Origin of the sequence: Butyrivibrio sp. XBB1001, from assembly GCF_000424505.1 — a bacterium.
GTDB lineage: Bacteria > Bacillota > Clostridia > Lachnospirales > Lachnospiraceae > Butyrivibrio.
The window spans coordinates 497,832-511,149 of the sequence record NZ_AUKA01000001.1 but is presented as its reverse complement, the minus strand read 5'-3'; the positions used below and the strand labels follow the sequence as shown (position 1 = coordinate 511,149).

Annotated in this window: 9 protein-coding genes; 8 read left to right on the top strand and 1 reads right to left on the bottom strand. The window is 39.8% G+C overall.

Features of this window, described 5'->3' with window-relative positions; translation table 11 throughout:
• The first annotated feature begins 23 nt into the window (after positions 1-23).
• The 3 genes from G631_RS0102170 to G631_RS0102160 all read left to right on the top strand — a co-directional run bounded on the left by G631_RS0102170 (position 24) and on the right by G631_RS0102160 (position 4,404).
• Entirely contained in the window at positions 24-1,106 is a 1,083-nt protein-coding gene (locus tag G631_RS0102170; protein ID WP_035789107.1) for an Rpn family recombination-promoting nuclease/putative transposase, read from the top strand.
• A 560-nt stretch (positions 1,107-1,666) separates the two neighbouring features.
• Positions 1,667-2,650, top strand: coding sequence for a hypothetical protein (locus G631_RS0102165; RefSeq protein ID WP_026488047.1), 984 nt, complete (start codon positions 1,667-1,669; stop codon positions 2,648-2,650).
• A gap of 437 nt (positions 2,651-3,087) precedes the next feature.
• The gene (locus G631_RS0102160; protein ID WP_026488046.1) at positions 3,088-4,404 is read left to right on the top strand and encodes an MATE family efflux transporter; all 1,317 of its coding nucleotides are present in this window, start codon (positions 3,088-3,090) and stop codon (positions 4,402-4,404) included.
• A 10-nt stretch (positions 4,405-4,414) separates the two neighbouring features.
• Here G631_RS0102160 and G631_RS0102155 read toward each other — a convergent pair whose 3' ends face one another.
• A complete protein-coding gene (locus G631_RS0102155; protein ID WP_026488045.1) occupies positions 4,415-5,326 on the bottom strand; it encodes a PilZ domain-containing protein in 912 nt (303 codons plus the stop codon).
• A 221-nt stretch (positions 5,327-5,547) separates the two neighbouring features.
• Between G631_RS0102155 and G631_RS0102150 the strand changes: the two genes are divergently transcribed.
• The 5 genes from G631_RS0102150 to G631_RS17705 all read left to right on the top strand — a co-directional run bounded on the left by G631_RS0102150 (position 5,548) and on the right by G631_RS17705 (position 13,314).
• Entirely contained in the window at positions 5,548-6,240 is a 693-nt protein-coding gene (locus G631_RS0102150; protein WP_026488044.1) for a YggS family pyridoxal phosphate-dependent enzyme, read from the top strand.
• A gap of 97 nt (positions 6,241-6,337) precedes the next feature.
• Positions 6,338-7,990 carry an EAL domain-containing protein gene (locus tag G631_RS0102145; RefSeq protein WP_026488043.1) on the top strand — a complete coding sequence of 551 codons (1,653 nt, stop codon included), beginning with the start codon at positions 6,338-6,340 and terminating at the stop codon, positions 7,988-7,990.
• Positions 7,991-8,035: 45 nt separating this feature from the next.
• Positions 8,036-8,308, top strand: a complete 273-nt coding sequence (locus G631_RS0102140) for a hypothetical protein (protein WP_026488042.1) — start codon at positions 8,036-8,038, stop codon at positions 8,306-8,308.
• Between the two features lie 136 nt (positions 8,309-8,444).
• Positions 8,445-9,596, top strand: a complete 1,152-nt coding sequence (locus G631_RS0102135; RefSeq protein WP_026488041.1) for a GGDEF domain-containing protein — start codon at positions 8,445-8,447, stop codon at positions 9,594-9,596.
• A 1,015-nt stretch (positions 9,597-10,611) separates the two neighbouring features.
• Positions 10,612-13,314 (top strand): right-handed parallel beta-helix repeat-containing protein, encoded by a 2,703-nt coding sequence (locus G631_RS17705; protein ID WP_081671192.1) that lies wholly within the window; start codon positions 10,612-10,614, stop codon positions 13,312-13,314.
• Positions 13,315-13,318 lie beyond the last annotated feature (4 nt).

Genomic DNA, 13,318 nt, shown 5'->3' with positions numbered 1-13,318 from the left:
TATTTTGAAGGAGGCATATGTGTATGCAAGATAACGAAACATTGGACAATAAGATTCATAATTCAAAAGCTGAGGATAATGGTGCTAAGCTTATTTTTGAAAATCCAACACTATGTGCGCAGCTACTACGTGATTATTCTGGAATCAATCTGCTAAAAGATGTAAAACCAGAGGATATAACAGATGTTACAGAGCGTTATATTCCAATGTTTACAGAAGAGAGAAATGCTGATGTTGTCAAAAGGGTAAAGGTTAAAGAAGGTGAAGAAATCTTCATAGCCCTGATTGAACACAAATCCAGCGTAGATTATAATGTAAGTATGCAGATACTGCGTTACATGGTCTACATTTGGGACGACTATGAAAGGCGTGAAGAAAAGCGGGTATCGGGAATTAGTAAGCTTAAAGGTTTTAAGTATCCACCTGTTTTTCCGATTGTGTATTACAATGGTGAAAGTAGCTGGACTGCGAATAGGACGTTAAAAAGCAGGGTAGCACTGAGTGACATTTTTAGTCCATATATACCGAATTATGAATATCACCTGGTTAATACTGCTGATCATGGGAACGATGAACTAATTAAGAAGAATGATGGATTATCACTTCTTATGATTCTGAACAAGATAAGGGATACTGAAGAGTTTAGTTCTCTGAATCTGCCCAAGGACTATTTGGACAATCTATCTGCCAATGCACCTCAAGATGTATTAGATGTACTTGCTAGAGTAGTGGCAGTATTACTAAGAAAGCATCATGTTTCGGAGAATGAGGTTCAGGACTTTGTAAGTCAGATAAAGGAGCGTCATATGAGTGATTTATTTGCAAACTTTAAAGCTACTGTCAATGTTCAGGAAGAGCGTAGGATAGGGCGAAAGATTGGGCAAAAGATAGGGCAAAGTATTGGCGAAGAAACCAAGTTGATAAAACAGGTTTGTAGTAAACTTCAGAAAGGCTGGACTGCTGAGAAGATTGCTGACTTATTCGAGGAAGATCTTGGCTATATACAGAAGATAATTGAGGCTGCAATTGAGTATGCTCCTGACTATGATGCTGATAAGATTTATGCTAAATTACATGATGAGTCAGAAAATGTAATAAAAGCTTGATCAAGAAATTTTTGATAATAACTCCTAATGTAAGGTATTAAGATGCCTTTCGTTAGGAGTTTTTTTATTTGGCACTATAGAGGAGAAATTTTAATACATGTTATTGTGCTTGATGTACTTATGTTTATAGTTCCAGCTCTTTTTTTAAATTACAATCCATGACTATCTGCGGCATATGAAGTGGTAAGTTGTATCTTTACGATATGGTAAATACAAAAAAGAAGCAAGCAACCCGCTTAAGCAATAGCTGTACGGTAACAAACTCGCTTCTTTGGAAAGTTATTATATTTGATAGTAGAGAAAAAGCAAAGAGCAAATTAACTCTTCAAACATTTAGTACCGCACACCCTGAAAAGTGTGTGAATAAATAACCATGCTCCTTGACAATTTCATATCTTACATTAGGAATTAATCCTTGAACAATATTTTTGCATATGCTATCCTAGACAAGCTGTGATAATCTTTGCAGCATCTTTTTTCCAATCTGGAGAGGCGGAGCAGTTCTTGCAAATGCCAATTTCAATGATGGAGAGAATATATTTTGAAGGAGACATATGTTTATGCAAGAAGACAACAAAGACAAAAAGACATCACCACTTTATTCAGAATTTGCTTATGATGATGCATACAGGACAATGGAGACGGAGTGCGATGATATTGTAATTCCATTTGTGAATTATTTTTATAATGAGAATTATGATAACACTGCCAAGATCACAAGACTAAGGAATGAGCATTTTGTGGAGCATGCTGATCAGTCTGATGAGAAGAGAATTACTGATTCACACTTCGAAATCACACAAGATGATGTTAGTAAGAATTATCATTTGGAATGTGAAAGTAGACCGTATGATCAGTCTATTCTTGTAAGGATATTTGAGTATGATACTCAGACTGCTCTAGATAAGAGTAAGAGTGAGGGTAATGTTCTAAGAGTAAGATTCCCTTATACAGGACTAATCTTATTGAGAACATCGTCAACATCGCCGGATAGAGCAGAAATCATAATTGAGACGCCTAATGGAGAAGTGAACTACGACGTTAAGATAATAAAGGTCTCTGATTTTTCTATTGATAATATATTTGAGAACCGCCTATATATGATGATTCCATTCTACATTTTTAATTTTGAGAGTGAGTTTAAGGCAATCAATGAAGATGAAGATAGAACTGAAAAGTTGGCTGATGTGTTCAGGGATATTATTGATCGACTTGACCGGGAACTTGAGAAAGGCAACTTGTCAGCGTTATCTCACAATGTTATCATTAGGTTAACACACAAAGTTGTCTACAAGCTTACGATGAAGCATGACAAAGTGCAGGATAAGGTAGGTGGTATTATGGGCGGCAAAGTTTTAGATTTACCGGAGATCAGAATATTCCATGAGGGTAAGGCTGAGGGGCTCAAGGAAGGTAAGGCTGAAGGACTCAAGGAAGGCGAAGCAGAACGCAAGAAGCTTTCTGATGAGAATGCGGAATTGGAAGAGGAGGTTTCCTCTCTTAAGGCAGAACTTGAAAAGCTGAGGAAGCAGATAAAGCAATAATATATTTCTTAATAGAATTAACTCCTAATGTAAGGTATGAAGATACCTTTCGTTAGGAGTTTTTTAGTTGGTAATACAGAGGATGAATTTTTAAGACATGCTTATTGTGCTTGATGTACTTATGTTTATAGTTCCAGCTCTTTTTTTCAATTACAATCCATGACTATCTGCGGCATGGAGAGATTTTCCCTAGAAGAAAACATATACTATTTGCGGTATATCTTTTGCTGATAACTTAAAGGTAGAGAATGCTTTAGAGATTATTCTGGATGAATAGTTTTTATGGAGGAAAATCTCATATTTGACTTTCCAGTATCTCCGTGCTAACATAGCCACGTTGTAAACATTATAATGATAGTAGGGCGGGCGTAGCCTGCCACGGTACGGAAATCCATAATCCCAGAGGTTATGGGTTTCTTTTTTTAGGAGAAAACATCATGCAGAACGATTTATTTGAAAATGCCCCTATTCCCAAGGCTTATATGAAGATGGCACTGCCGGTTGTGATGGGAATGGTGGTCACACTGGTTTATAATCTGGTGGACACTTATTTTATAGCGCTAACAGGAAACACAGATCTGATTGCTGGAATATCACTATGCGCACCTTTATTTACATTGCTTCTTGCTATTGGAGATATTTTTGGAATTGGTGGAAGCTCAGTGATATCAAGGGCTCTTGGCGCTCATGATCATGATGACGCCAGGAAAAAGAGTACTTTCTGCTTTTACTCTGCAATTGTCACAGGACTTGTTTTTACAGTATTTATGCTGGTATTTAAAAGAAAAATCCTAATGATACTGGGGACAACGACGGAGAATTACGTATATGCTGAGCAGTATTATTCATGGCTGATTTTGGGATCAGTGTTCGTCATTTTTGCTCTTGTTCCATCTAATCTTTTGCGAGCAGAGGGTATGGCTTTGGAATCAATGATAGGCTCTGTGATTGGAACGGTTGTAAATATAATTCTGGATCCTATTTTTATCTTTTCCATGGGACTTGGAGCTGCAGGAGCAGCGATTGCAACGGTTATAGGCTACATTGTGACAAACGCCTTTTTTGTGGTGATCATTTGTAAAAAGAGTGGGGTGTTGTCCCTTGATATAAAACACTTGAGCCTTGATGGGGCAACGCTTTGCGGAGTTCTTGCTATTGGCCTTCCATCTAGCATTACCAACCTTATGCAGACAGTAGGAATCACGCTTACAAATAGGTTTCTGCAGCCCTACGGGGGAACGCAGATAGCCATAATGGGTATTGTGCTTAAGATTGTTAATATTGCACTTCTTGTTATTGTGGGACTTGCATTTGGCGGACAGCCTCTGATCGGATATAACTACGGAGCTGGACTTAAAAAACGTTTAAAGAAAATCATCAGATTTGGAATGATCTTGACTGGCGGAACAGGGCTCTTTTTCCTTATAGTTCTCTCAGTATTTTCAAGGTTTATCCTGTCGTTCTTTTTGACAGATGCCGCAATGATAGAAACCGGAAGAATAATGCTGATTCTGCAGCTTTTTGGGGCACCACTTATGGGGATTTGCCTTATCGTCATTTGTACATTTCAGGCAACAGGCAAGGCCATGGGTGCATTTATCTTATCAGCCTGCAGGCAGGGGATTGTATTTTTGCCCGTTATAGTTATTTTGTCGGGCCTTATGGGCTTTAATGGAGTTATTCTTGCCCAGTTTGTGGCAGATATATTGACCACAATTGTGGCATTTGGCTTATATTTCAAGACAATCAAATGATCACAGTACATCAAACATCTCTTAGATCAAGTAGATTCTCAATTGCCTTGGCCTGTTCTGCCATGCGGGCTTCCTTGCGCTGCTGGCGTAAGGTCTTTGGCTCCTTGCGGGAGATATGCTCGAGGTTTGCAGGATCTAAGGGATTAGCACTTATTTTTCTATGAGGAGAATCCTTTTCCGGGATCAGCTGGCGGGCCAGGTCTTCTTCAACCTCCACGATCTGCTGCTCCTTGGAAATTTCAGGATTAAGATTTGTTGAAGTGTCAGTGCTAGGGGCAGTAGCGGTTATGCTGGATTCTGAAAGGCCGTATTTCTCGTTCTTTTTAGCATTGAGAAGCCCGATAATGTCTACGTTCATATTTGCGATACTGCAGCCAAGGGCAGGGCGGCCAGAAACAGTGAACATCCTGACTACTTCTGCAGTTACTTCATATTGATGGAGAAGCTCTCCATATCTAAAGGTAATATCGATGCGATCCCCAACCTTGCACTTTGAATTATTATCTATAATAATGGACATTCCACGCATTGAGATGTCATGGACGATACAGTTATGAAGAGTAGCTGAGTTGCCACTTATTCTAAAAAGACCTACCTTCTCGAGTGAAAAACGCTCGGATTTTCTGGAGTTTTCCGGCTCCAGAGCAGAGGAGCATTTGATAAGGTGGAAGTTTCCATATCTCGTTTTTACGGGGGTTATAGATGTGGACATGAATTTATAGATGCGGCCATCTCTTTTGTTGCGGATCTGAACCTTGGAGGGCTCTAGAAATTGCATATATTTGCCAAAATATTCCATGGGTTTACAAAGAAGCCCTGCGTTAATGCCGAAAATGGCCTCTGTCATAAGAACTATGTTGTGATTATTTATGGAAGCGTGGATCCTGATCTGTGATCCTGCGGCAATATCGTTGATATTCATGACTGTCCCCCATATGTAGTGCGATATTGATTTCCTTTATCATATCCAATGGCGTAGAACAATATTGACTAGTGAAAAGATATATAAACTTTCGAGTTTCCTACTATCTATGATATAATGTGCATGGTTTTTTATCAAGCAGTTAGGACGCCTCAGCTTAGACTAAAATGCGCTCTAAACTGTGCTTTTTGTTAGATAATAATTCAGGAGCGATAGTGACTATGATTAGAGAAAACTTGGAAATAGTAGAGAAGAACATACAAAAGGCCTGCGACAAGGCTGGGCGGGATAGAAGCGAGGTTACGCTTATCGCAGTCAGCAAGACCAAGCCTGTCAGCGACATAAGGGAGGCCATGGCCTGCGGCATAAGAGTTTTTGGTGAGAATAAGGTTCAGGAGATAAGGGACAAGACTGCTGAGATCACAGAAGATCTTGACTGGCATATGATAGGCCATCTTCAGGCCAATAAAGTCAAGTATCTTCCTGGAGTTGCCTGCATGATCCACTCAGTTGACAATAGGAAGCTTGCGGATGAAATAGAGAAGCAGGCTGCCAAGCATGATCTGGTGATGGATGTTCTGATAGAGGTCAACATGGCAGGTGAGGACACCAAGTTTGGCCTGGCGCCGGAACAGGTGATTGATTTCGTAAAAGAAATATCTATTCTGCCGCATTTATGCATAAGAGGTCTTATGACAATTGCACCATATACTGATGATCCAGAGAGCAACAGAGTGTATTTTAAGGGGCTTAGAGAACTCAAGGATAAGATAAACACTCTTGATATACCTGGTGTTAAAATGGATACTCTTTCAATGGGCATGACTGGAGACTATCAGGTAGCCATAGAAGAGGGAGCTACCTTCGTAAGAGTGGGCACTGGAATCTTCGGTGAACGAAATTATTCTAAATAAATTAGTTGAAATATTAAATAAACATAAACGAATTTACACTAATTAGGCCAGATAGTATAATGAATTTATACTATTCTGGCTATTTTTTGGAGTAAATATGGACAAGGTAGCTCTTTTATCTAAAGTGTTTGAAGCCTTTGCCAGTTCGACAAAAGGTAGATACGTTTTTCTAACTGATATGGAAACAAACATTTCCAGGTGGTCCAAAAGCTGCGTGGAGGAGTTTGGTTTGCCTTCAGAAAGAATGGAAAATGCTGGAGAAATCTGGGAAGAACATATTCATCCTATGGATAAGAGCAGGTACCATCAGTCTATCGCGGATCTTTTTGAGGGAAAAAGCGAGTCTCATGACATGGTTTACAGGGCAATGAACAAAAATGGTGAGTATGTAGCCTGTACCTGTAAGGGAACGGTTATAAGAGATGATGACGGAAAGCCTTTATATTTTGCAGGAACGATAGATAATCACGGAATAGCCAGTGAATATGACAGTGTTACAGCTCTTTATACCAAGGACAAGCTCCTTGATACTCTTGCTGATCTTAAGGATGAGAGTCAGAGATACTACATTCTTTTTGTTGGAATGTATAATTTCGGCGAGTTTAACAATGTCTATGGTTATGAGTTTGGAAATAAGATACTTAGGACCTTTGCAGAAAAACTCTTGGAATTTACTGATGATGCAGAGGTTTATCACGCTGGAGGAACCAAGTTTGCACTTGTTTCAACCCAGCTTAATCTTTCGGAGATAAAAGAGATATATTCTGAACTAGTGGACTATTGCAGGAATTCAATTGCTGTGGAAGGAGTGAATGTTACAATTACTCTAGGCGGCTCCTGCACAGAGGTAATGAACTTTAATATTGATGAGCATACAGTATTTTCCAATGGTCTTCTGGGACTTGATGAGTCTATGAAGGACAGACATGGTGAACTATGCGTATTTGGAAGCAGCAACCTGGATAAGAGCCATGAGAGACTGGTTCTTTTAAATGCTCTTAGAAATTGCATAAGCCATGATTGTGAAGGCTTTTCTATTGTCTATCAGCCTGTTGTAAGCGCCAGGGAGGAGAGGCTAAAGGGTGCAGAAGCTCTTGTAAGATGGCAGAAAAATCCTTTTGGAAGCGTTTCTCCTGGCGAGTTTATAGGATGGCTTGAAGATGATCCTCTGTTCTATGATCTGGGTCTTTGGATTGCCAGAAATTCAATGAAATACTGGAAGGAAAAAGTTCTTTCGGTAAGGTCTGAACTTACTCTTAGTATCAATGTTTCTTATACACAGCTTGAACGAAAAAATTTTAGAAGAGACCTGCTTGAAATATTGAAGGAGCTGGATTATCCGCCTGAAAATCTTAGGGTTGAACTTACTGAAAGATGCAGTGTACTTGATAAGAATTTCATTAGAAATGAGATAATTTTCTTAAGAAGTCAGGGAATACTTACTTTTATAGATGACTTTGGAACAGGCTTTTCGGCTCTTGAGCTTTTGCTATTTTTGCCAGTAGCTGGAATTAAAATCGATAAGGCTTTTGTCGATGGAATTGATGAAGATGAAAAGAAAAGGATAGTTGCAAGGGCAACCATCGAGTGCGCCAGCAATATTGGGCTTATGACTACTATTGAGGGCGTGGAGACAGGTGATGTCAGGGAGATGCTTCTTGGATTTGGCGCGAGCCATTTGCAGGGTTATCACTACTCAAAGCCTCTTTCAATAGATGATTTCACTTCTCATCCCCTATTTAAAGAATAGATAAGAGTGAAAGTACCAGTATTTAAGTAGATAGGAAGAGATAATATGTTAAAAACACAACCTCTATCCAAGAGTACAACAATAGATCAGCTTAATCATCTGATTGAGACAGGGCACGTTTTTGTGACGCCTTTTGGGCTTAACAGAACCTGCTATATTGTGGTCAATCACAAGCCCTTTATGGTGATATGTACTGATATTTCAATAAGAGGTGTGCAGCTAAGTGGGGCATGGTATACCTGGGAAGATCTGGAAGCAATGGGAGGCGTGTATGAATCAGAGTTTGAAGCACTTAAAGCTGTGGCAGGCGGAGCATGAATGGAGAGTCTAAGAGAAATCTGGACGCTTCATTTTTTATTTATAAACAATGTATAAATAATGCATAAACATTGTCACAACTAAAAAAATTCATGCTAAAATAATTTTTACGCATTGACAGCTTGGAGGTTTTACTTTGGGATACGTAATATTTTATATAGAAGCATATTTAGCTTGTTTTTTCCTACTGGGGATAATACTTTTTAAAATACAACATGGCGTTAATAAGCAGCTTTCACAGGTCTATCTTGGAAATCTGACTTTTGTTACGATGTTGTATTTTCTTGCAGAAGTCTTTTGGGCAATTGTTGATGGCGGAATTATTTCCACCACCAGACAGATGCTGTATCTATCTAATATTTTTACCTATGTACTTCTTAGCATTGCTGCATATCAGTGGTTTTTGTTGTCTGAGGCTATTCAGAATGACAAGGCTGTAGAAAATGATCCGGGTAAGCTTCTTCTTAGTATTCCGGTCTGGTTCTCAACTATTCTTTGTGTGACCGCCTACAGAACAGGACTTGCGTATTATGTTGATGATGAAGGCAAACTTGTTAATGGTAAGCTGTATGTTCTTTTGATCATTGTTCCTTTTGGCTATATGATTGCAGCTTCGGTCAAGGCATTTTATAGAGCCTTTGCCAAGGACAAGTACGCTGAGAGAAGTATTTATTTTACAATTGGATTTTTCCCTATTGCGCCTATTGTCATGGGACTTTTGCAGGCTATAATCTGGAGAGTTCCGCTTCTGTGCTATGGAGCAGTAGCAGCAATCTTTTATATTTATACTTCAATACAGGACAGCCTTATTTCTCTAGATCCACTCACTCAGATCAACAACAGGACTCAGATGTACAAGTATCTGACCCAGAAGATGAGAAATGCTGAGCCGGGATTATCTCTTTTCCTATTGATGGTGGACGTGGATAATTTCAGAAGTATAAATGATGCTTTTGGACATGTGGAAGGCGATAGAGCTCTTGTGAGAATTTCTAATGCTATCAAGAATGCATGTCAGGGCCCTAGAAACAGATTCTTTGTATCCCGCTATGGCGGAGATGAATTTATTATAGTTGCAGAAATGGCTTACAGAGCTGAAGCTACCTGGCTTGCAGAACAGATCAGGACTAATGTCAGAAGAATTACAAGTGACAATAATCTCAAGTACTCTGTATCAGTCAGCGTTGGCATAGCTCAATACGATTTTGCAGAGCCTATATCAATTCAATCATTTATCGCTAGAGCTGATTCTGATCTTTACAAGCAAAAGAAATTAAGCGCAGGTTGAGTTGTGATACCTGCTTATAAAAATTGCTCCATAAGTTTGTTATGGAGCAATTTTTTGTTGCGCAAAACCGGTAAGCGAAGGCATGCGTGCATACAAATTCATTTGCCGGTCGTAAAGACATGGAGCACGAAGTACAGAATGCCTGTGTGCATAATCGAGTAGGTGTCAGCCTACTAATATCCAGATATTGTTATGATGCTTCGCTGATAATATATGTTCCGCTATGGAGCCTATTATTCTTTCGCTTCAGAATAACTTCCCAATCATGCTAATCAGCAGCCCAGCCAGGATGAATCCTGCAAGAATTGCAATTGCATATATATATTTCATTCGTGCCATAAAGTCCCCCTCCAACTAGATAATGTGTGTTTGTGTGCATAGTACTAGTATACAGTAATCTGCAGCTAAGGGGAGAGGGGATATGCAAACTTTTAGATTATATGCAAATGCCATTAACAGAGTTTTCGTGTAATAGCACCAGAAAAAGGACTTACATGAAAACTGCAAAAACAAGATTTGCATATAAAGTGAATCTCAGGCGGTAGGGAACTGGCTTACACGAAAATGGTGGTGACAAGTTATTTCGTATAATAGCAGGATAGGATCAGTTAGAGAGTGACTTATATGCAAATGACAATAACAGAGCTTTCGTGTAATAGCACCAGGAAAAGGCCTTACATGAAAACTGCAAAAACAAGATTTGCATATAAGGTGAATCTTAGAAGGTAGTTAGTTGGCTTACACGAAAGTGGTGGTAACAAGTTTTTCGTATAATAGCGGGCAAGGATCAGTTAGAAAGCAGCTTATATGCAAATGACAATAACAAGCTTTTCGTATAATTGCAGGCTGGAATTACTCTTCATCAGCTCTTAAAACATGCTATAATTATACTTGTATATTATATGTATGTAGTATTGCGAAAGTGACGATAGGTCACAGAGCAATAATTGTGTGTTCTGCAAATTCTGGTCACAGAGCTGGATTTCAGGCATCATAACTACAAAAGGGGGTTAATATGCAGATATATGTAGCAGGTAATGTTCTAAGAAGCGGTGATGGCACAGCTGTGCACCCATTCAAGACCATTCAGGAAGCTGCTAACCTTGCAAGCGCAGGCGATACAGTATTTGTTGGCCCTGGAATTTACAGAGAATGGGTAAAACCAGCCAATTCAGGTACGAAGGATAAACGTATCACATATATCAGCACTTCTAGACAAGAAGCAATAATCACAGGAGCAGAGGAACTTAGAGGCTGGGAACAGTTTGAGAACCTCTGGCGCATTAGAGTTCCCAATAGCTTTTTTGGAAGCTACAATCCTTATACAGACGTAGTTCATGGGGACTGGTTCAGCAATCAGGAGAATCCGCCCCACACAGGAGATATCTACTTAAATGGCAAGTCTATGTATGAAGTATTTGATCTAAATACTTGCATGCATCCAGCAGCAGATAAGCGATCCTGGGATCCCGCCTTTTCTGAGTATGTATGGTTTACAGCTCAGGAAAATGACGAGACAGTTATCTATGCTAATTTCCAAGGCAAGAATCCCAATATAGAAAATGTAGAATTTTCAGTGCGAAAGGCTTGCTTTTTCCCTGAAAAAGAGGGACTAAATTACATAACAGTTTCTGGCTTTTCAATCAGGTGTGCAGCTACGCAGTGGGCACCACCAACAGCATTCCAGGAAGGAATGATAGGCCCTAACTGGGCTCTTGGCTGGATAATTGAGGACTGCGATATTTCGGAATCCAAGTGTAGTGGTATTTCCCTTGGCAAGTATTATCAGAAGGGCAATAACAACAAGTGGACTACCAGCTGGATAAAAGATGGCACGCAGACCCAGAGAGATAGTGTATGTCAGGCAGTTAATGAAGGCTGGAATAAAGAAACAGTAGGCTCCCACATAGTAAGGCGCTGTGATATCCATGACTGTGGTCAGACGGGCATAGTAGGACATCTTGGCGGAGCCTTTAGCGTTATTGAAGATAACCATATTCATAATATAAACAACAAGCATAACCTGGCAGGGGCCGAGATTGCAGGCATCAAGCTTCATGCTCCTATTGATACTGTGATAAAACGCAATCACATAGATCATTGTACAAGGGGAATCTGGCTTGACTGGGAAGCTCAGGGCACCAGGGTTACTCAGAACTTCCTTCATGACAATGTGCCGCCACAGGGAACAATCATAGATTCAGGCTTATCCCTTGGAGAAGATATTTTTGTTGAAGTTTCGCACGGACCTACAATTATCGACCATAACCTGCTATTATCAGATATAGCCTGCAGGATTAGTACTCAGGGCATCGCCTTTGTACATAATCTCATCGCTGGCTCTTTTACCTATGTAGGAAATGGCACAGACAACGCAGGAAAGAGATTTGCAACAAACAGATATACGCCATATCATGTGCCGCATTCTACTCAGATAGCTGGCTTTATGACTATTCTTCATGGCGATGCGAGATTCTACAATAACATTTTCCTTCAGAAGACTGTAAGACAGGATCTTCTGGAGTACTGCGTTTCACAGAACCTCGATACAATAGACAAGAATAACTTTATCTGCGGAACAAGTGTGTACAATAATTATCCTTCTGCTCCGGAGTATTTTTCAGGCTTCTATAAGGGAGCAGAAAAAGATAAAGGGTCAAAAGACCACTATTATGACCATCTGCCAGTTTATCTGTCAGGAAATGCATATTTTAACGGTGCTAGACCCTGTGATAATGAGAAATGCCACGTGGACAAGGACCACAAGATAAGTTTTTATGTAGACGAAGAGGATGGAAGATACACTCTTCACACAAATCTTTATGAATTCCTGCCAAGGAACATTTCTTCTCCGGTCAATTCGTCTGTTCTAGGAGTTGCCTTTGAACCTGAGGCAAGATTTGAAAATCCGGATGGCACTGAACTTGTTTTTGACAGAGACTATTTTGGCAGAAAGAGGGGAATCCACCCTGTAGCTGGCCCCTTTGAGGAGTGTAGAACTGACAGATTTACCGTTCAGACTCCCGGCTTTGGCTCCTATATGATCCGCTATGAGGAGAAAAAGAGAATCTCTGAAAAGAAAGAAAGCGACGAGGAAATCCTTGAAGAAGTAAAGGAGTCACAGACTATCTACGTAGAACCTAAAGATGAAGCTCCTGACCTTGAAGAAATAAAGGAACCAAACTTTACCATCGATGAGGACGAGTTTGAAAATGAAAGCAGAGTAAGCGAGATCAATTCAAACGTCCTTCTTACAGGCTGTGAATCCTGCGATATCAAGTTTCCGTTTGAGGGAGGTCTTTTCCAGGTAAGTGACATGTTTGTAAAGGGCAATGAAGTCTGGCTCTATGATGGAACTAACGAAAGACTTGTAGAGCTTGATCTTGAGTATGGAATATATCATAACCTGAAAAAATGGTCTGTTGGGTCCTTGCAGTCCCTTGATGTTTCAGATGAGCCAAATATAGAGGGACTTGTCCGTACTGCAGGAACGCTTCTGTGCATCCTTAGTAAGAGCATGACTCATGATGCTGCAGATACCTGCGAGACTATACAGAGCAAGGTCAATAGTGAGATAGAAGCTAAGGGAATAAAAATGAGGCTTACTCCCAAGTACCTTAAATTCATTAGAAATAAGAAATTCATATCTTTAGAAGATGTAATATACCGCATGAGCAGAGGCTCTATGGATGTGGTGACAGAAAGGTTGGAAAATTGATTTA